General features: G+C 40.3%; 10 protein-coding genes. 1 reads left to right on the top strand and 9 read right to left on the bottom strand.

All coding sequences use genetic code 11. The features are described from left to right. Positions 1-160 precede the first annotated feature (160 nt). From GKD17_RS02715 to GKD17_RS02700, 4 genes are all read right to left on the bottom strand, one after another. Entirely contained in the window at positions 161-4,561 is a 4,401-nt protein-coding gene (locus GKD17_RS02715; protein ID WP_032936388.1) for a hybrid sensor histidine kinase/response regulator transcription factor, read from the bottom strand. A gap of 195 nt (positions 4,562-4,756) precedes the next feature. Then, positions 4,757-6,484, bottom strand: coding sequence for a pectinesterase family protein (locus GKD17_RS02710; RefSeq protein ID WP_007836455.1), 1,728 nt, complete (start codon positions 6,482-6,484; stop codon positions 4,757-4,759). A gap of 6 nt (positions 6,485-6,490) precedes the next feature. Next, on the bottom strand, positions 6,491-7,651 hold the full coding sequence (locus GKD17_RS02705; protein WP_007836456.1) for a dienelactone hydrolase family protein: 1,161 nt from the start codon (positions 7,649-7,651) through the stop codon (positions 6,491-6,493). Between the two features lie 21 nt (positions 7,652-7,672). Then, entirely contained in the window at positions 7,673-9,286 is a 1,614-nt protein-coding gene (locus GKD17_RS02700; RefSeq protein WP_007836457.1) for a pectate lyase, read from the bottom strand. Between the two features lie 188 nt (positions 9,287-9,474). On the opposite strand from GKD17_RS02700, the gene GKD17_RS02695 reads away from it, so the two are divergent. Then, on the top strand, positions 9,475-9,966 hold the full coding sequence (locus tag GKD17_RS02695) for a cupin domain-containing protein (protein WP_007836458.1): 492 nt from the start codon (positions 9,475-9,477) through the stop codon (positions 9,964-9,966). A 90-nt stretch (positions 9,967-10,056) separates the two neighbouring features. Here the strand turns inward: GKD17_RS02695 and GKD17_RS02690 are convergent, their stop codons facing one another. From GKD17_RS02690 to GKD17_RS02670, 5 genes are all read right to left on the bottom strand, one after another. Continuing rightward, positions 10,057-12,057: an alpha/beta hydrolase family protein gene (locus GKD17_RS02690; RefSeq protein WP_007836459.1), complete on the bottom strand. Its 2,001-nt coding sequence runs from the start codon at positions 12,055-12,057 to the stop codon at positions 10,057-10,059. A 17-nt stretch (positions 12,058-12,074) separates the two neighbouring features. Next, complete coding sequence (locus tag GKD17_RS02685) at positions 12,075-14,459, bottom strand: glycoside hydrolase family 31 protein (RefSeq protein ID WP_007850932.1); 2,385 nt, start codon at positions 14,457-14,459, stop codon at positions 12,075-12,077. A 13-nt stretch (positions 14,460-14,472) separates the two neighbouring features. Further along, positions 14,473-17,841 carry a sugar-binding domain-containing protein gene (locus GKD17_RS02680; protein ID WP_007836461.1) on the bottom strand — a complete coding sequence of 1,123 codons (3,369 nt, stop codon included), beginning with the start codon at positions 17,839-17,841 and terminating at the stop codon, positions 14,473-14,475. Next, entirely contained in the window at positions 17,838-20,873 is a 3,036-nt protein-coding gene (locus tag GKD17_RS02675; RefSeq protein WP_007836462.1) for a glycoside hydrolase family 2 protein, read from the bottom strand. The genes GKD17_RS02680 and GKD17_RS02675 overlap by 4 nt, the downstream gene beginning before the upstream one ends. Positions 20,874-20,958: 85 nt before the next feature. Further along, entirely contained in the window at positions 20,959-22,647 is a 1,689-nt protein-coding gene (locus GKD17_RS02670; RefSeq protein WP_007840592.1) for a RagB/SusD family nutrient uptake outer membrane protein, read from the bottom strand. Positions 22,648-22,653 lie beyond the last annotated feature (6 nt).

Raw genomic sequence — 22,653 nt, 5'->3', positions numbered from 1 at the left:
ACTAAAAATTCAGAAAAACCCCCATTACATATTCGAAAAAATAATAAAATAACATGAGCAACTCACTCACATAACAAAAGAAATACCCGACACTTAAACATACCCTTTAAGAAATCATTAAAAAATAAACGCTGCAAGAACTAACAAATAGCAGCAAAAGTTATCGCTTATTTTTTGCATTCTCTTTATATTCAGTAGGTGTCATACCAAAACGTTGTTTAAAACATTTGCTGAAATAACGAGGATCATTAATACCTACCATATAAGCAATCTGCGTCATATTATAATCACCACTTTCTATCAATTGCGCGGCACGTTTCACACGCATCTCTTTAATAAACTCAATGGGGGCAAGTCCTGTCAGGGTTTTCAGTTTCTTGAAAAAGACAGAACGACTCACCGCAAGTTCTTGTACCAAATCATCCACTATCAAATCGCCATTATCCATATTCTTCTCCATTAATTCCGTCAGTTTTTCCATAAATTTACGGTCATGCGAAGACATCTCAGGCTGTGTTTGCTGTTCTTCCTCCGGAACAGGCTGAATATTCATCAGATTCGCACAATACAACTGTTGTAACTTGACACGTTGTGTCAAAATATTCTCCACCCTAGCCTTCAGGTAAGTGGCACTAAACGGCTTCGTTATATAATCCTCAACTCCCAGCTCCATACCCTCCAACTTACTGTCCATATCCGTTTTAGCCGTCAGTAAAACCACTGGAATATGACTGGTCGCCATATTAGCACACAAATCTTCTGTCATAGTAATACCATCCTTTTCCGGCATCATGATGTCACTAATAATAATATCCGGAACAAACTTCAAAGCTTTATCCAAACCATCAGCCCCATTAACAGCCTCTATGACGTTGAAATTTGAGATAAAGATACTACGCAAAAAGAAACGAAGTTCCAAATTATCTTCAACCAGCAACATCGTTTTACTTTCATTCCTTTTCTCTTCATGTCCCTGAACTGGTTCTTCCACCTCTTCCGGCCTCATTTCGACAGAATCAGAGAGAATGAACTCCACATTCTCCGTATAGTGCTCTTTACCTTTCAAAAACTCAACCGTGAAACAGCTGCCCTCCCCCTCTTTACTATCCACACGGATAGTCGCTTTGTGCAGTTCCACCAATTCCTTAACCAAAGAAAGACCGATGCCTGAACTTTGCTGATTAAACAAATTCTTGTCCAGCAGATTTTCAAAACGGACAAAAAGAGAAGCTTTCTTGCTTTCAGAAATTCCTATACCTTGATCCTGTACACCAATCGCCACATTATGCTCATTTTCATGAATGAAAAGCGTAATCATCTTACCCTGTGGAGTATACTTAAAAGCATTGGAAAGCAGATTAAAGACAATCTTTTCCAGCTTATCCGCATCTACCCACAGTTTCAAGGAAGGCATTTCACTTTCGAATACAAAATCAATATGATGCTCTTCGGCCAACGATTCAAAATTATCCATGATATGGCGTACAAAAGGAACAATATCGATCTGTTCTATACGCAACTTCATTTTATTTTTCTGTATTTTGCGGAAATCAAGAATTTGGTTCACCAAGCGAAGCATACGGTCGGTATTACGTTCTACTACATGCAATTGCTCACGTACATCATCTGGCAAAGTCTTGTTTTTCAAAACATATTCTACAGGACCTGCAATCAACGTTAGCGGAGTGCGAAGTTCGTGAGAAATATTTGTAAAAAAACGAAGTTTTATATCAGAAACCTGCTGTTCCACAGACACTTCATGTTTCAGACGATAAATAGTAAACAATATATATACTCCTGAAAACAGAATCAACAGAAAAGCAAGAATATAAATTGCCATAGCCCAAGCTGTTTCCCAAAACGAAGGCTGAATGGTGATTCTCAAACTGCGCTCGTTCTCTACCCAAACACCATCACTATTGGTCGATTTAACCTGAAAAACATAATCTCCTTTCGGAAGATTAGTATATGTAGCGGTACGCTGTCTGTCTACATAATTCCATTCTTTATCAAATCCGCGTAAACGATAAGCATAACGGATATTTTCAGGATAAATCATATCCAATGCAGCAAACGATAAGGTTACAATATTCTCCTTATGTGAAAGTACCAGATGTTCTGTATTATTGAGTGATTGCCGCAACAAACTTCCTGATACCCCTGGAACTACCTCTTGATTGGATATCTTCAAAGTACCTAAAATAATGGATGGTACATAATTACTCTTCTTAATATGCTCTGGTTCAAAATAAAGCACGCCACGACTGGTACCAAACAAAATGGTGCTGGAACTAAGATTCAACGACGTTCCCTCCTCAAAACGTATCTTACCACCAAAATCCCTTTCATTATAATTCTCAAAACGTTGTTCGGACGGAATAAATTTACTCAATCCGTTTTCCGTACTTATCCACAAGCTTCCTGTGTCATCCTCTTCTACAGACAACAGGATATCTGAAGGCAGACCATTCTTCACTGTATAGGATTTAAATACAGCTCCCCCTTCTCCGTTCATGGAAACAAGTTGGTTAAGGCCACCACCAAATGTAGCTAAATAAACTTCTCCTTGAGAAGTGGTTACAACCCGATATACGTTATTGTTGCTCAGACAATTCATATCATCGGGGATACGTGCATAAAGATGGAACACAATCGACTCCGGATCCTTAAAATCCTCTTTAAAACTAAGTGCGCCATCACTGCTCCCCACCCATATATTCCCCTTCTTATCAGAAGTGATATGGCGTACACGATAACAACGGTCATACGGAAAACCTTTCAGGTTATTTCTAGAACTAATAAACACATATTTCCCTTCAGGAGTTTTCTGAATATAATTCAACCCTCCACCAAAAGTTGCCACCCAAATACGTCCATGCTTGTCTTCATGTAACCAGTAAACACTATTATGACTCAGGCTATAAATATCATCTTCATCATATTTGAATCGAGTAAACTTAAAATGTGCCCCCTCCTTTTCTGCCAGAATAATACCATCCCCTTTAGTAGCAATCCAAATGTTTCCGCGAGAATCTTGCATGATATGATAAGGAACTCCACTTAACGGCCTACCAGATTTAGCTATAATCCCCTCTTCAGTCAGAATACCCTGAAAATCTAAATCAGAAGAATAAATTTCAATCTGACCGTCCCGTTTTCCCATCCAGATGCGATGTTCGCTATCTTCAAACAACGCACGTACCGTATTGGCATTCAAGTCATAACTGTGCCCCATGCGGGGATAAATATGGAACTGGCTTCCTAAAAAAGTAATCTTCTCCAACCCCTTAGAATGAGTACATAACCAAAGATTGCCTTGTTTATCGGATAACATAGAATGTAATTTGTTAGAAAAGTGCCAATCAGGTGAATCGGGGTCATTGTAGAAAGGTAACAGCCGATTTGCCTCCCTGTCATACCAAGAAAGCCCTCCTCCTTGCGGATGTACCCACAAATTACCGTTCAAGTCCTCACAAATATGAAAACTGGGATAGGAACGATCGGCACCACGAGGCTCCACTTGCATCTTTTCTTGCTTAAATACTTCCGTCAAAGGATTGAAATGACAAACCTTTCCCCATTCGGTCATCTCAAACCATGCTTCCTGCTTACTGTCAACATAAACAGAACGGAAAGCGTCTGCCGGGAATTCGGGACAATTGGATTTATTATAGACTTTACACTCTTTTGTATCCGAATGGTACAATATCAATCCTTCATGGGCAGTTGTTATCAACAGTCCCATACCTTTTATTTCATTTATAGCAATCACTTTATCCTTTACCGGCAATTCCCAAAGACGAAAGATTTCATTTTGCAAAGAATAGCACCATATCCGTCCCCTGTCTGATCCAAAATAAAGTTCGTCACCATAACTGCAAAAAGAGTAGAAAGCCTGTACGGATTCATCTTTGCCTGATTGGATATTCACAAAATAAGAAACAGGCTCTTCTTTATCATTCGTAATCTTTAGCAGACCGTTATCAGTAAGTAACCACTCTTGATTATAAGCATCGCTAAAAACCTGATTAATGTGAGCGGCATTTCCTCCATGACTATGAGTAGCATATACTTGAGTGGTTACACTGTAATCCTTAGGATTTGTTTTCACACGGACAGCCCCCTCATTTTCAGAAAGTAGCCAAATGACACTGTCGGGCAATATTTTAATAGAAGAGAAACGCATGCCCTCCTCTTCACCTTCTGCAGGAATTTGTTCGAATTTCTCTGTTCTTTGGTCAAAACGATACACACGGTAATCATACGTTTGCAGCCAAATATAATTATAAGGGTCTACTTCCAATAAGTCTACCCGGTTGTTAGTCATAGTAATTTTATTCCCTTGTCTGGCTTTATAAACTTTGAAGTCATAACCATTGAACCGGTTGATTCCATCCCAAGTAGAGAACCATAAAACTCCATTATGGTCTTGTACCATGCTCATGATAGAGTTCTGAGACAAACCGTTTTCCGAAGAATAATGAGTAAAGATACAATTAGGCTGACTTTTTGCATAAAAAAAGAACAGCAAAGTAAGTATAAACAGAATGTGTCTTTTCATTTCGTAGATTTTCATATATAGTATGGCAAAAATACATAAAAAACGAGAGATACCGACATACAAGTTCCTAAAAAAATAAAAGGGGCAAAGTTAAATACCCCTTTTATCATTCCACTCTTCCTTGACATTTTCCATAGGGGTAAATAAGATCCATCCCTACAGTGACAAAGTATTATTACATGAAGAAAAAACAGCTTATCTCTTTAAATTCTGCAACAATACATTTCCATTTTCCACAGGATTCCATCCGTCATCACCTGCCAAAATCTGTGCTTCATTATAATTACTGATATCGTTCAGTTGCTTTCCAAACGAAGCACGCGAAGCGGTAGCCGCCCCTTCTCCTGTATTCTGATATTCAGCATAGAATACGGTTTCCTCATTTTCTTTTTTGCCCCAGTTGTTCCACCCCACCGGAAGAATATGCTTTCCTAAATCACAATGAATAAAGACAGCCTGTGCATAAGGACGCCAAGGACGGGACAAATACACCTTCTGAGCCTCAACCACACCCGTCAATTTACAGCCAATAAAAACATAACCATATTTCTTGCCTTGATCTGTAGAAGGAGCGGTAACATAACCATCACCCAAGCTATGGATGGTGCAATCCTTAAACAATGCCGTAGACCAGCCAAAAATAAAATCCACCGTACCCTCTATATAACAATGGTCATAGAACTGACGACTGTCTTTGCCATAAGTATACAAAGTATCCTGATTTCCCAAAAAACGACAGTTTTTGAAATAAGCGCGATCTCCACTAACAAAACAGGCCACTGCCTGCCCTACTCTGCCGGCACTATTCTCGAAGGTGATATTCTCAGCATAGAAATCGGGAGCATAGATATAACAGGTTGACGAACCGGAGGTAGACATTTCTTCTCCGAAACAGTTCTTTTTAGAAGCAAAATCATCATTTGTCAGAATTGCTCCGTCCTCACCTATCAAAGAAATACTAATCTTACTTTCAGGAATAACCACTTTCTCTTTATATACCCCTTTACGGACTAGAATAGTAGTGCGTCCTGCTTTACGAAAATCGGGAACAGCATGGATCGCTTCCTGAATGGTAAAGAAATCACCACTGCCATCTTTTGCCACAACAAAATCATAATGACGTATAAAAGGCCCCAATACAGGAACCTCTTTAGCTATAGCATCCACTGTCAAACCTGCAATAGTACGCGCCCCATATACATTCAGGTGCGTATTATCCTCACGGCCTTTCGGACAAGCTGCACACACGCCTTCAGGAATCCACATGAACAATTTTTTTGAGGCCTCCGGCCCCATTCTCTGCACCAAATCATGCGTTATCTTATTCATATCCACAAAAGGCACATCCAATTCTTTTGCCACATTGCGCGGAGAATCCAAATATTTTCCATGAGTGTCAATCAGCACTTCTCCATCTTGAGAAACACCCCCCTTTGACAAATCCTTGCGCACATCATCTTCGGCCACCGCATTTTTATTATTCCGAAAATTACGGCGAACTATAGCATTGAACAAAACGGGAATTCCTCCTTTGGCACGTGTTTCTTTTACAAAACGGCGTAGATTGGCATCAAAAGTAGATCCGGGATCAGTATGACGTTTCTCATCTACCTTCTCATCATTATGCCCAAACTGAATAAAAACATAATCACCCGGCTTTACTTTATTAATTACTACCTCCCATAATCCTTCATCAATAAAACTTTTAGAACTCCGACCATTTCTAGCATGGTTTTCCACACGAATATTTTCACTGAAATATCCTCCCAGCACATGGCCCCATCCACGTTCCTGATTACCTCCCTCTAAGGATTTGTTGGCCATAGTCGAGTCACCTATCATAAAGATAGTAATTGTGTGGTCTGCCGTAAAAGCAGAAAATAACAACAAGGCAACAAATGCCATCAACATCTTAATTTTCATCGCTTTCTATTTTAAATTTTGATTAAAGAACTCAAGTATATCAGCCTGTATCTCCTTACTGCAAAAATGAGGCAAATCATAGAACTTGATAGTCAATAGATTTTCTACCGATTGACCCTTCCATACATCCTGCATGGTAGAGAAAGCGCTTTCAACGCCCTTTACAGGAAAAAGTTTGTCCCGCAAACCATTGATGAACAACATCGGTTTGGGACAGGCGATAGATGCCACATGAGGATAATCCATCCAATTCCGTATTCCGGGAATAATCATGGAATAAGCAGACCCGCCTTTGTTCTGATTATTGGTAAGTGTCATTAAGCTATCTGTAGTATTCATCCAGCACACAGCAGCGCCTGCCTTCACCACATCTGTAGCGGCACTGATCATCCAAGCACGATGTGCTCCCATAGAAAAGCCCATAGTACCTATTCTATCTTTACTGACCATAGGCAATGTAGCCAAAAACTCAGCACTACGGATATCATCCCAAACAATCAAGGCCCCCCATGACATTCCCATCTGTAGCATATTGGCAGCCAACGCTTGCTGTGAGTCATAGCGCACTCCTTCCTTACGTCCCCGTTCCCCCCAAAACAAGGCATCCACAGCAAGCACTACATATCCATGGCTTGCCAGATAATCACCCACATACTGTTTATCATAACATCTTTCCGCCCAATCATCCGCATTGGCTGTCACAGATGCCTCCACACCGAACGGACGTACCATCTTCTCTTTCCCTATTGAGAAATGGGCCCCATGGTCGTGAAGTAATAACACTGCAGGAAATGGTCCCTTCCCCTCAGGGACCAACAGATAAGCGGGAACACGGGAATATTTCGAAACATTAAACAGAATTTTTTCCACTGTATACCCTTCCCTCCGCTCAATATCTATCACTTCTTTATCAAAAGCCGCTACAGGAGGAGCAGGCTGCATACAATCCAACAAAACTTTTCTAGCCTCTTCACGCCATTTTTCAAAATTTCGGATAGAAGAGTTCCCCCATGCCATAGGATAAGTCAGACTTTCTTTCAGCTTCTGATAAAACAGCGGCATATCATTCTGCGTTTCATAACGCATAGAGACGGTTTCCACCTTTTCTTGAGCAGAAACCGTCAGACATATCCCGAACAACAATAAACAAATTACAGCATTCTTCATAAACCTATACCTAACAAACTTTTACTTTTCAAGGTAACTAATTAATTTTATCATATTATCAATATAATCCCCTACAGAGATGCACAATTCTCCGGTAGTACACGGATAAGGTGATGTATCGTGCTCGTCCCCTACAAAAGTAGCTATATATTTCGTTTCCTCACTAGATCCTGAAACAGTATATGGCTTATACGGGTTCGAGGTTGACTTTAAAGGAGAGAGCCAGCAACCGTCCTTAGTCAGTGATTGCACCAATTTCCGGGCAACTTCTTCCGTAGCTTTTCCACGTAAACGAGTATAATATTTAGGTAAAGGAACCAAATGATCCTGTAGCAAAGGTGAATTCTTCGCCAACTCGGATACAGGAAGTTTCTTCACTTCCTCATAACGGCGACGCAGTTCACCAGGATTCACAAAAGTTGCCGAATTATAATGAGCTATTGTATTTTCTATATTCTGATCAATATAATACGTTCCATTTTTCACATTACTTCCCTTACGATGGACATACAGTGGTTTACCTGTATCAGGATCAACAAAACGAGGAACCAAAATAGCTTCCGGATTAGTAGACTGACGCTTCCATTTCTTCACATCCGATTCCGGTAATTTCATTGAGTCCAAAAAACGAATTGCAGCAGGAATCCCCGACAGGAAACGAGTATCAGCTGTAAGTTTATAGTAATCCATCATTAAATTGATAAGACGGACGGTAGTACCGGTATTCACACTGCGCGGTTCATAAGAACGGGCATGAGCCGGTTTCAAATCATCTACTGTATATTGGTCCGCCCAGCCTGCATAAGGTTCCCCTTGTTGAAGAGAAATCATCAAGTACATAGCACGCATAATAGGCTCCTTTACCCCTTGCAACCCCATTGCTTGATAGCATTGAATCAAAAACTCGGTCGCATCAGGAATCACATCATCATTCAGAGTAATAAAAGACGAATAATCTTTCTTACCTTGAAAAGGGTGATCATACATCAAAGGATAACGTTGAGGCCATCCACCCACCGGATATTGACTTTTCAAAACAAAATCAATGGTTTTCTCCAAAGCCGGACGGAAAGCAGGATCATTTTTTTCCACATACATACGAAGTAGAAATTTAGCAGCCTCCATAGTACCCGCATCATCATAAGTCGCATTTCCATAATAATGTTGAAATTCCTCCAGACGCCAGCCATTTTTACCAACGGTATCATACCAGGACTTTAACGAGTTCTCTCCTGCAAAATCAAATACATAATTCCATCCTCCACATTCAAGCTGCCCCCAAATCAAAGTGTTAGCCACTTTTTGGGCAGCTTCATAATAGTACTCATCTCCTGTAGCATGATAAGCGTCAAGCAACAAATGACCGACAGAAGGAGTTCCCGGTGGCTGAATCCAAACCATTGTCCTCTTGGCTTCCATCTCTCCCCATGAGCGGGACATATCCGGCAAATAATTCCATACAAAACCACCATTATAACTCACTTTATCCATCATAAACTGAGTGGCGGTTTTCATTGTATTTATCACTTGGTCATCTAACTTTTTATTAGTTTGAGCCATACCTGCGCAAGCAAAATTTGCCATACACAAGCAAAGGGCAATTCTTCCCCATCTCTTCTTTAATGTGCTTTTCATTGTTGTTGTAGTGTTTTGATTCAAGTTTGAATATCATTATGAAGCAAAATAAGCCATTTTTTAGGGTATGGGATTGTAATATTTGGTCTTTTCCTCGTATATTTTAATCACGGTGAACCACTCTCCTTATATATTATATATATTTGAAGAAAAGTTTTAGTTATTCATTTTATATTAAATGCAAGATCATGAATCGTAAAGTAAGAACCGCATTGTATGCTTGTGCCCTGATGGCACCACTAATATTGCAGAGCTGCAATGCACAAAGTGAAAAAAAAGAGAGCGACAAAGAGTGTACTGAAGAAACAAACAAAAACACTGAAAAAAAGGTTATGAAAACAGGTAGTGAAAACTTCATTTTTGCAGAAGGCAAAGAATGGGAACCTGCAGGCGAAGGTGTAGTGCGCCAAATCATGGGTTACAATGATGACATCATGGTTGTTAAAGTAAAATTTGAAAAGGGAGCTGTAGGAGCTGTTCACCATCATATCCATTCACAAGTGACTTATGTAGAAAGTGGAAAATTTGAGTTCACCATCAATGGTGTGAAAAAAATTGTATCGGCCGGTGACTGTCTGTATAAGGAACCAGATGCAGTGCATGGTTGTGTATGCCTGGAGCCGGGTATGCTGATAGATTGTTTCAGCCCGATGCGTGCTGATTTCCTGGAAAAGAAATAGACAAGCCATATATTCCATCCACTGCAGGAGCAGATTGTTGTGCCTTCAGGACATTTAATATGCTCCTACAGTGGAGATAAATTCTGTTTTTTAATCTGCAAAACGGATGGGACGATTGCTTAACCTTATCAAATCCGGTAAATCATAATATTTCAAAGCACCATACAACACATTAGAATACATATCCCACTGCATAGGCTTCTCAATGTATTCCTTCCAAGTCTTCACACTATGTGTTATCTCCACACTGTTGATTCTTTCATCCAAATAAGCAGCATGAATTACAGCTGGACCATAAATACCATTGGCAAATACTTTGACGGGATGTCCTTTCAAAAGTTCATGTTCTGAACAAAAATCAAGCAAAGTCAGGATATCGACTACCCGTTGTCCCATAATAGGACGCCCTATATGCATACTGATCATTGCATTACGATATTCACGGTTCCAATATTTAGCATCCGTATAAAATGCAGGATCTGTTGTTTCCCCCAATCCGCGCAAGTCTGCCAACAACAAAATTTTTCCTTCCGTCAAGGCAGCAGCAAAATTCGCATATTCACTCAAATAAGTTCCTTTCCCCTCTTCCTGCAACCTTAACTCAATAGGAGAATCAGCATTCGCTCTGGACGGCATGATAAGAATACAAGGAACAGGCATCTCCCCTTCCCTTATGAGCTGAAACTTATATTGTTCATATTCACGCATTGAATCATGTCCGGTTGCCTCAATTCTTATTTTATGGTCAGGAAGACCTTTAAGACCTAACAAATCCAGCATCTTTGTTTGAACAGTTTTCTTTCCTTTCGAAAGAAACGTCTCACGCTTGGAAGCCCACTCATCCAGCTGATTCACATTTTCCTGCATAATACTGAGTGCTCCAGGCATAGATACATTCACCTGTCCTTTAGTCGTACAAAGCATATCTGACAACTGGAAACGGTCTTGTGCCGCTTTCTTCACCGGAGATTGATTATCTTTCAACCAACGCTTGAACCAACTGACCAACTTTTGCCTTTTTTCAGCTCCAAGTCCATGACCGGTTTCTACTGTCAGCATATCCACCTTTTCGGGAACTCCCAATACTTTATAGCACTGTTGTAATTCAGCAAATCCTTGTTGCGCACCCCATAAATCGACAAAATCATATTTACCGCTTAAAATCAATAAAGGCCGTGGAGCCATCATTAAAGCAAAATCAGGTACCTCCAGTTGTTCACGCCCTTCGTATGGTATATGTTGGCAACCATCGGAAGGACCTTGCAACTCCATAGTACGTTCTCGGGTAGAAAAGAAACTACAAATAACCGCTACCTTTACACGGGGATCCAAACCTATATAATAAGCGGTCTGAGTGCCACCGCCAGAAGATCCATATACTCCGATATGCTCCGGATCAATATCCTTACGGGTCAGTAAATAGTCCAAAGCCCGATGATTATCCCAATATTCCTGTGCTGCCAAACTAGTACCAAGCAAGTTAAAGCCCGCATTCAGTAAGGTATGTTCCGTAGTAGCCCCCCGTGTCAGCGGCTTTCCTTCCCTATCAATAATTTGCAACCGTTCTCCCTGGCCTATGGGATCTACCACCAGCACAGCAATACCATTGGATGCCATCAACATAGCGGCATGAGACGAAGGACCTTTGCCATTCAATCCATGTCCGCAAAGTTCCAATGTCGCCGGAACAGGAACAGTCGTGTTCTCTGGCATATAAAGATGTGCTGTGACATAGCGGCCGGGCTTGCTTTCAAAAATTATTTTCTCTATATGATAACCCGTACCTTGTACCTTCCCTACCACCTGAGCATTTAAACTCCCTTTTTCAGGAAAAGTACCTACTATTTGTTTATATCGTTCACGGCAACCCTCCAGATACTTCTGCATCCCGGCAGGAGAAGCAAACGCTTTTTGAATGGCAAACTGCCGGTCGGCAAACTGCCGATGCACATCACGCATCAGATAAGAATTATAAGCGGTACTTTGCCTCCAAGGTAATGCCTTAAACTCACCTTGAGCAGATACCACCAAAGTCCCCACCCATATTCCCAAACTTACGCACAAAGTGCGAAAACCGATGATTTTTCTCATAGAATCAATCCTTTAAGTTATTGTACCACAATTTCAATTTTCTGACGGTTATCTCCGGCTGTCTTCACATACAGACGTTTATGCTCCGTATCATAAAACCAGCCTGTATTCCGGTCTGCATCTGCAACTGATGAAAGAACGGGCAACGATTTACCATTTTCTATCACAGATTGCGGAGCGTTCTGCAAATAAGCCTTCACCAGATAAGTGTGTCTGACAGGTTTGTACTTCCCTACCGGTTTATCTGCAGTAAACGTCCAGCTATCATCAGCGAGCCTGCTGGTAAAGCGGGTCAATGAACCAATCCCTTTTTGATAATCCATTGATATACCATCATCTTCATACATCTCATAAGAAGAAATACCTGACGGATAGACATCCAATGTTATCACATCTACAGGATGCTGATCTACCCACTGCATAGCAGGTTGCATGGGAATAATAGCTCCGGCTTTTATATAGACAGGCAACACATCCAACGGAGTAAGAAAAGACTTATATTGGCGGCCCTCGTAACGCTCACCGGTTTCATAATCAAACCATTCTCCACCGGGGAAATAGACATGTTGGCTCAGTGCACCTTTGGTAGTGACAGGACAAACCATCATCCATGGCCCGAACATATATTGACGCGCCAGCTGATAGGTATTCTCATCCTGAGGATAATCCATCACTAAAGGGGTCATCATGGGACGTGCCGTTTTATAAAGCTGATAAGCATTACTATAAATATAAGGAATCAATGTATAACGCAAACTATCGTACTTGATAAAATTGGCCAAAGCCTCCGGACCATAAGTCCAAGGTTCATGATAACGGGGGTGATCCATACCGAACACCATGGCGATAGGTGAAAACATACCGAACTGTACCCAACGAGTATATAATTCCGTATCGTAAGGAGAATACTGTTCAAATCCTCCCATGCAATGAGTCCAGTTACCCACGCCACTCATACCGATATTAAGTCCCGCACGTATCACCGGTTCAAACCACTGCCATTCACTCCCCCAGTCTCCGGCCCAAATATAAGGATAACGCTGAATTCCCGCATAACCCTCACGGGTATGTGTCACCCCCCTCATATTATTATATTCCTGAAATTTACGATAGGGCGCTTCCGCATAAGCTAAAGGAAAAATATTATGAAGTCCTTTTAGGTCCATCGTCCCTCCGACATCCGTTTTCACAAACTTAGCCCCGATGGAAGCCACTTTCATTACTCCGTTCTCCCACCACCAATCCACCGCTTTCGGGTCAAAGAAATTCACCACCCCTTCTATCTTGGCTCCTGGATACAGCACATTTCCCTGTTCACGCGCCTTATCCAATAGATGATATTCAGGGCCATTATCTAATATGGAACGGATATGAAGCCCCACCATTTTTACATTTTGCGCATAGCAACTATCAAACATGGCTTTCGGATCTTTGAACGTATTGCGCCATTCAAAACAACAACCACCATTTCCGTAAGTGGTATTAAACAATCTCCAAGTAGAATCCAGCCAAAGCAAATCAAAAGGCACTCCTTCCTCACGCAAACGTTTACATAAAGCAGGCGGGTATTTATCGGAAGTCATCTCTTCATTCTTCCAAGTTCCACCGGAATAAGTACCAACATGCAACCCCATTGCAAAACGAGGAAGCATAGGGGATTTTCCAGTCAATTCCGTATATCGGTCAATCATGGTATAAAAATCGGGACCATACATAAAATAATAGTCCAAATCACCGCCAAAAGCTTTAAACGAATAATAATCACTACTATCCCACCCCATATTCCATTCGGTAGCAAACGGAGTATGAAAGAACAAACCATATCCTTTGGTACTCATCATAAAAGGTACGGGACAATAATTGGCACGTAAAATATCTTTTCCTCCTACAGCCGGTTTTATCCCTCTTCCCAACTCTACATTCAGATAAATCTTACGCCCTCGCTGATCCATGAAATCCATACGTTCCCCAAAACCAAAGAAATGCTCATCCGGCTGTAGAACAGCTTTCATCTTGACAGAATCCTTATAAAAACGTTGTTCCTCAAGTTCTGTATAAAGCATCTTGCCGTTTTTATCAGAAACAGACAGACAGAACGGATTCTTGGTAGCCTCTATAATCAGTTTTCTGGTCGTAATCAACCATGCAGTACCTCTATCTTCCACCGTATAGTTGACAGAAGAAAAATCATATTTCCGAACCATCCACTGTTCATTCTCAGCGAACACAGTACCTTGAGAATGACGTACACGGAACATATCATCTGTACAAAATTCCAATTTCACATTTCCCTGAGGCAAAAAAAACAACAAATCATTTCCTGTCTTCTTAAAAGAAGCACTAGCCGCCCATACCCCTATACAATACAGGCATAAACAAAAGCATAGGATTGTTTTTTTCATGGTATCTGTTATTTTATTTAAAATCAATCATATTGAAAATCAGCTTTTTGGCTACAAGTCCGGCAGCCGAATCATTAATGATGTTCCCATAGATATCCAATGTAGAGAACAAAACACTACCCTTACCCATAGGGACAATCCCCATAGCAGTTCCGATAGCCATAGGATAAGTATGATAGGCTCCGACCAGCAATTCTTCACCTTCCATCACTAATCCCATACGCTCCACCCCTGTATGTATCAATGCCTGATAAGGCCAGTTGAGAGCATTTCCGACAGGAAGTTCCTTGAAAATATCATGCGGCTTATTAAACATCACCCCGCCCAGCCAGTTGGTTCCAACAAAAAATTTGTCCTTAAACACCGCTTTACTATTAACCGCTATAAATTCCGACCACTCATCAGCACTCTGAATAATAAAGATTTTGGTTCCATCATTTACTGCACGTTCCATTAAACGCTGTGCATCCGGCATCTTATCATTAGGAACGGCCCAATCCAGACGACAACGCGCGTTACTACGAGGATGCCTGAAACGGATCTCTATATCGGCAGACTTGCCTCCTTCCAAATAGACTTTTCCATCGCCCAAATGCTCTTTCTTTCTAGTTATTTCATATATTTTCTTACCATTGACAAAGACTTCAATCATACTACGGTCATTACTTTGAGGAATAATTGTATATTCACCACTGACAGAGGGAAGTACTTTACCACTCCATTTAATACCATAACCATCAAGCATATACACAAAAGGACTTGGTGTAGCTCCCTCAATAGCACTCAGATTAACCACCTTGGCCACTTCATGATAAACTTCCTTCTGAAATTCCATATCCTCATAATAGACCACATCTAATCCCGGTTTGCCATCGGCAGAGCGTAACGCTTCCATCGGCACCATTGTCAACTGATCTTTCCTAGGAGGACGGGCCACCATAATCCAATCCAACTTTCCTAAATTATCCTCATAAGCTGCAACCGCTTCTTTCGTTTTACCCTTCAAGAAATTCTGTAAAGCACTCCCATCTTCCCAAACGGCCCCTTTACCATCCAACATATTGGATGCCAGATTTACAGACAATATATCATCATACCCAGTTGTAACAACAGAATTTTCCTTACATAGTTTTGCTTCAATTCTACAAAGTCCTCCAGCTGTAGGAACAGGTATTTTTACATCTTTCACCAACAACTGACCATAAACCTCACCTCCGGCAGCTTCCGTTTCATAAGTCCCTACCTCCATCACTTTTCCTTGAGAGTCTGTCACCGAGATTTTCAATTGATGGTTTCCCCGGACATTCTTCTCATTAATCAGATAAAAATCAACGGTCACCTCTCCCCCTGCGGCTGCAACCTGTTGCCTGGTCTTTACCGCTACATACAAAGGCTGATTATAACGAGCTATGATAGCCGGATCTGATTTGGGATAACGAAAACAATCGACAATTCCCGAATAATTCTCCGTCAATTCCGATTCCCATCCATTAACAACGTATGCATCCGTCAAATTATTCATTCTGGCCGATTCTATTTTACGTCCTTGGTGCTCATAGGATACAGTCCCCATAGCCACACACAAATCATCTACCGTAGGATAAACTGTCCTTAACTGTTTAGCATCCAGGAATTCATTAAATTCATCATACCAACGTAAAAACTCTCTACCATCCCATCCTTTATAGCTATATTTTTCCAAATCTTCTTTATTTTTTTCCAAACGAGGAGGTGATGATAAAGCCCCTTCCTCACCAAAGAATACAATTTCACGCTTATTCTTTGTATCATTATAATAATCTTCAGGGCCTTTGTACAAACCTTCATTCCAAACAGCAGGTCCTCCGGCACGATGATAATCATACCAACCACTCCAATACACTTTTTCATCGTAAGGACGAATATGAATTTTAGCCTGATCTTCTATATCATCCCCCTTTGCCCAAGCCGAGGTACGAAGAATCAGCCGGGAAGGATCCAGTACACGCATATCCTTCATCGCTTGAATCTCCAATTCTAACTTTTCAGGAGTAGCATTTCCCGATTCATTCATCATATTGTAGATAACCAGACAGGGATGACTGCGATCCCTCTTTACCATACGGATGACCTTTTCATGCAAAACAGCATTCATAAACGGCTGTTTCACATCCAGACGGAAGCCACCAGGCTCTTCAAAATAGAGCAGTCCCAACTCATCAGCATAATTCATTACGTCAGTATTACCGATAAAACGATGGAAATTCAACATATTCAACCCTAACTCCTTAGCTATGCGAATTTGCCTTTCAGCCAATTCTTCCGATGGGAAAATACCATTGACCGGCCAAAAACTCCAACTGATGGCCGAGCGAAGCATGATACGTTTTCCATTTAAACGAAAAACAGCATCCTCACCTATACCGGAAGCCTCGAACCAACGAAATCCAAAACGGCGGGAATCTTTATCTACCCAGTTCTTTCCTTCGGATAACTCCACCTCACATACATACAGATTAGGATCATCCACACTCCATAATTTCGCATCCGGAGCTGATACAGGAATCTTCAGTTCATTCATGCCTTTATTTAATGAAACACCCTTTATCTCTTTAGAATAAACTATTTTTTCTTTATTTTGCCACTCGTACACCGTTATACGAAGATCCTGCTTCGTAGTCTTTCCTTTTTCATTCTGTAATGTCAGAATAGCGTTGGCGGTGGTTATCTGAGGAGTGTTCTGCATATAAATATCCGCTACATAAACAGCATTACAGACCTTCATACCAACTTTTCCTGTTATTCCTCCAAAGCCATGACCGGGAGGCAACATTTTATCTCCCCACGGAATAGTTCTGGAGTCGCGCCAATCATGGTTACCACCCGCATCCGTTATACGTACAGCCAATTGTACTTGTTCTCCCGATTTTATATAAGGAGTAATATCCGTTTCGAAAGGAACATTGTCCACAATCTGATAATCCACTAATCTCTGATTAATAAAAATCTCCGCCCGTGAACGTATAGAACCAAAATTCAAAAAGACTTTTTGTCCTTTCTTCAACACCGGAATATCCATTGTACGACTCCACCATGTAACTCCTGTAATATCTCCTTCGGGTCCGGACTGAGTTTGAAGATATTCTTCAGCTGTTCCGGGAACCTGTACCGGAACAGCCTGGGCAGAAGTCAATATATCCCATCCCGCTGTAGGAACAATTACAGGACTTTTCCGTGCCTCTTCCAATGTCAAATAAATATCCTCTGTCTGCCAAGTCGCTTTTTTATCCTGCCATAAATGCCATCCTTTTCCTGACAAATCAAAAAATGGTCTCTCCTGTGCTCTCACCCCATAAAATGGACATAACAACAAAAATGCTATGGCAATAATACTCTTCTTCATAATGATCTATTACTTTCTTTTATTAAATTCAATAATAACTGTTGGCCCACTACATTAGCCCTATTCTCGCTTTTGGTATTAAAAGTATTCATCGACTCGTTCATGCCATCAAGATCAACAGGAACTGTATAAGCTTTGACATCCTTTATACATGCAGGAATATCCAATGTAGTAATAATTATTTTTCCACGACCTGCCGGAATAACAGACAAGGCAGAATAAACTTCTTTTTTATGATCGGAAACACAAGCAACCAATGTTTCCCCATTAAAGCAACGCAACCCTACACGATGACGGTTGTAAGTAGCAAAGCATTGATATTCCCAATTAAAGACACAATTGACAGGCAATCCATCAAAAATAGGATGTTCTCTATTGAAAAAGTTCCCACCATACCAAGCCGTACCTAGTTTCTTTGAACCACGATAATCCAAAACTTCTTTATCCGCTAAGAACTCAGCCCACCTTTCCGCATTATCCACAATAATCAATGTATGTCCCTTGTAAACCCATTCCATAATATCACTCATACCACTTCCCCATTGAGTAGGTTCAAAGGCGCCAACCAACAAATAATCTCCCGAAGGTGTCCCTTCTTTATATTCCGGAATATCAAAACCAACTGTTTTCATAAAATTGCTCAGAACGCCCGTAGTATCAGCAATAGAACCATTAGCTGTAATTCCTTTCGTATTCAAACTTACAGCAAACAAAGAATCGTCTCCAGTTGCAAAAGTTTTTTTGCCTTTGACCAACTTTGCTTCAATACAAACATAGCCTGTTGCCCGAGGAACAAAATTCCAGCCGATCTGTAAACATTGACCATATACATTCCCCCCTTTAACATGTACACTAGATACATGGGTAGCCAATACAGTACCTTCCGCATCTTTCGCTATCAATTGAAGAGAATAATTCCCCTTCAAATTCTTTTCATTTACAATATAAGTATCTACTATAGTCGTATCTCCAACATTCAGCACTTTCCGATTCATTTTTACAGCTAAAAATAACGGTTGGTTATAACGAGCCATTACTTCCACATCTCCTTTAGGATAACGATAATTATCAACAATGCCGGAGTGATTTTCCAGTTTCATACTTTCCCAACCATTTACAGCATAAGCATCCACCGTATTACTGATACGAATATTCTCAATTACCCTACCTTGATAATAGAAAGCCACATTCCCCATGGCACGGGTCAAATCATCCACTGTAGGAAATGCTTTGGCAAATCCATTGTGTTTAAGAAACGAATCATATGCATCATACCATTTCATATAATCCATCGCTTCCCATCCAGAAGTAGTGCCAGATTGCAGGATTTCATCCCGAATGAGCTGAAGACGCGGCGGAGTACCAATAGCCCCGTCTTCCCCCCAATAAATAATCTCATCCTTATGATCTGAAAAACGGTGATAGTTATCTTTACCCCAATATAAATTATCATGATAGCAACCCGGACCACCTGCATGATGCCTGTCATACCATCCATAATCATAAAAAGTAGTATCGTTTGGCATCAAGTGCAATTTAAAACGGGCATTCGCCTCATTTTCCGGGTTCTCTCCATTACTGGAATTATAAGTTAAGATACGGGTAGGATCCAACGAATGTGCCATACGCATCTGCGCATAATCCTGTACCTGTGGCCAAGCTCCCCGTTCATTATGCAAATTATAAATAACAAGAGACGGATGGTTACGGTCACGTTTAATCATTCGCACCAATTTTTCATTCCGGTAAGCAAAATAAAACTTGCTTTGCTTGTTATTATCATTAAAGTGACTGATAGGATACTGATTGCCTCCCGGTTCTTCAAAGTATAATAATCCCAATTCATCAGCATAATCCAAGACATTGCTATGCCCGATAGTACGGTGAAAATTCAACATGTTAAGTCCTAGCTTTTTAGCACTCTCCACTTGTCTCCTAGCCAACTCATCAGATGGAGTGATCCCATTATCCGGCCAGAAACTCCATGAAATAGCTGTACGTAAAACAATTCTTTTTCCATTCAAGAAAAATTGCTTATCTCCATGAATATCCTTCACTTCAAACCATCTGAATCCAAAACGCTGCGTATAATTATCCGTACCTACTGAAACAGACAAATCATAAAGATGAGGAGAATCCGTACTCCACAATTTTGCCGCTGGCAAATGAATATGAAAAGTTTGTTTATTCTCTCCGACAACAAGATTTTCAACAGAGTATTCTTTTCGGTAAAGTACTTTCTCACCTTTATGTTCTTTTACTGTTAAAAGCATTTTCTGAGCCTTCATCGGGTTCTTTGTTTCATTACAAGCCGTCACTTCAACTTCAATAGAATGAGGGTCCGGTTGGTTTTTAATAAAAACATCTCCAATATATAACTTATCCGTAGCAACCAACTCCACTTTTCCAGTTATACCGCCAAAACCATGAGAAGGATTAGTTCTATACTCTCCCCATGTATAGACTTGGGAATCTTTCCAATTAAAATTACCATTTGGATCAGTAATGCGGAAAGCAATCACATTTTCCTGACCAGGTAGAATAAAAGGTGTCACATCTACAGCAAACGGCGTACTATTCACCAAATCATATCCCACCAATTTTTTATTAACAAAAATCTCAGCTCTAAAACGGACAGAAGCAACATTCATCACTATCCGTTTATTTCTCCAATCAGCAGGTACATTTATTTTTGTATCAAACCATGAAACCCCTACATAATTTCCGGTAACTCCAAATGTTTCTCCATTCCATCCCCATAGGTGTTGCTCTACGGTAGCAGGAAGTGTCACCCCTATCTTATCGGGTGTATCAAGCAAATTCCAGCCTCCGGTAGGTATATGGACAGGGAGGTCATGAATATTGACAGGAGGAACGTAAAGAGAATCATTTTGCCATACAGCCGAACGATCAAGAGTGATATTCCATAGAGTTTCTGATAAATTGAGACATGCCCTCTGTGCTCTCATAGATGTTACAAGCAATAGTACACAACCCGTTAAAACGAATATTTTTTTTATAGCTGATTTCATTTTACCTCTATTTTTCTTTATGGTATATTGTAAAAGGAGTATGTTAAGAAGAAATACTTCAATATACTCCTTTTACAAAATTACTTTATTTTGTATATCCGGGATTTTGAGTGAATTCATCTTTATTAGTCACCGCATCCAATTGATTTTGGGGTATCGGACGTAGCATATGATATTCTTGAATATTATCTTTTGCATCCATATTATGCAACTTAACGTATTCAACTAACTTTTTAGTTCGTTTTAAATCAAACCAACGTATTTGTTCTCCACACAATTCCCTAGCCCTCTCATCTAAAATAAAATCGATAGTCAGTTCCGATTCAGTAATTCTCATGTCATTTTCTTTACTTGGTATTGCACGTTTCATCAAAAATTCATTCATCAAATCCACTGCTTCCTGTTTATTCGTTTGCAGCATCGCTTCGGCTGCAATAAAATACATTTCCGGCAAACGAATGACAAATGCATCCCGTTGACACCAATCCTGATTATAAACCGCCGTAGGATCGGCAAACTTATGCATTTCTACAAATTGCGACCTTAAGATAGCTTTACCTTCCGAAGTGTACACGTCATTAACATCCAGCAAACGATACCGCTTTGACGCCCATACTTTTTGTGAATCAGTAGCAGCCGTTTTCATGATATATATGGCCGTATCTCCTGTAGCCATTAAAGGATAAACTTTTAAATCACTCTCAGATAACGGATTCTTGTTTGCGTACCAGGCATCTTTAAACGTCACTTTATAACGCTGATCTATATTCTCATTATATAATTGCAGCAAATACCTGGACGGCATATATCTTTGGAAAGGACGAGCATTCAAGACATCGCGTTCCATTCCGGCTTCCTTATCATATTTCATTACAAAATCAACAATCCCTTTATTACCCGAATTAGTAGCAGTAGCATCAAAAGCATTATTTTCTAATTCTGAGTTGGTGTAATTTATAGAAAAAATTGCTTCTTTGTTTGTACCTCCATCACAATTGGCAATATCCCACATATCACTATAATCAGTATAGAAAGAATAGCGTTGACTATTGATAATATCCTTTGCCAACATAGCGGCCTCAGCATAAAGCGAAGCCTCGCCCGTTGCACAAGCTCTGGTCAAACAAGCTCTTGCTTTAAAAGCTTTAGCTACATCCTGAGTTATTCTACCATCTGTTGATTTGCCTGGTGCCAGTTGATTGACAGCCACATCTAAATCATCAAAAATAACTTTATAAAAATCTTCTACAGACGAACGGTGTGCTTCAGTAACAGCACCCGTTATAGGTTCTGTGTTCAATACCACGTCTCCCCAAGTTTCTGTTATCAACCACAAATAGAAGGCTCTCCAAAACTTAGCCTGGCCTTCAAATGACTTATTTTCAGCTTCGGTCAATACTTCACTTGGCAACAAAGAAATAGTCTGATTACAAGCACTTAATGACAAATAAAGATTTTTCCAGACATTTCCGATAGTTGATTGGGAGCCATTTAAGTCAATAGTATAATCAGCCAATTGATTTGCTTTATTATCTCCCCCACGCAAAAACAAATCAGTACCAGATTCTGTCATACCAAAACCATCTTCCTGACCATAAAATGTCCTTGCACCCGAATAACAGGAATTCAACGCACTCTCTATTCCAACTTTCGTTTTCATAAATGGATCCGTTGTCAATCCACTTTTATTAGTTTCTTCTAGAAAGTCTTCACAAGAGACATGACATAAACAAAGAAATAATATGCTTATATAATAATAAAATTTTGTTTTCATAATGAT

The sequence above is a fragment of the Phocaeicola dorei genome, from assembly GCF_013009555.1.
GTDB lineage: Bacteria > Bacteroidota > Bacteroidia > Bacteroidales > Bacteroidaceae > Phocaeicola > Phocaeicola dorei.
This window is presented reverse-complemented; position numbering and strand designations above follow the sequence as displayed.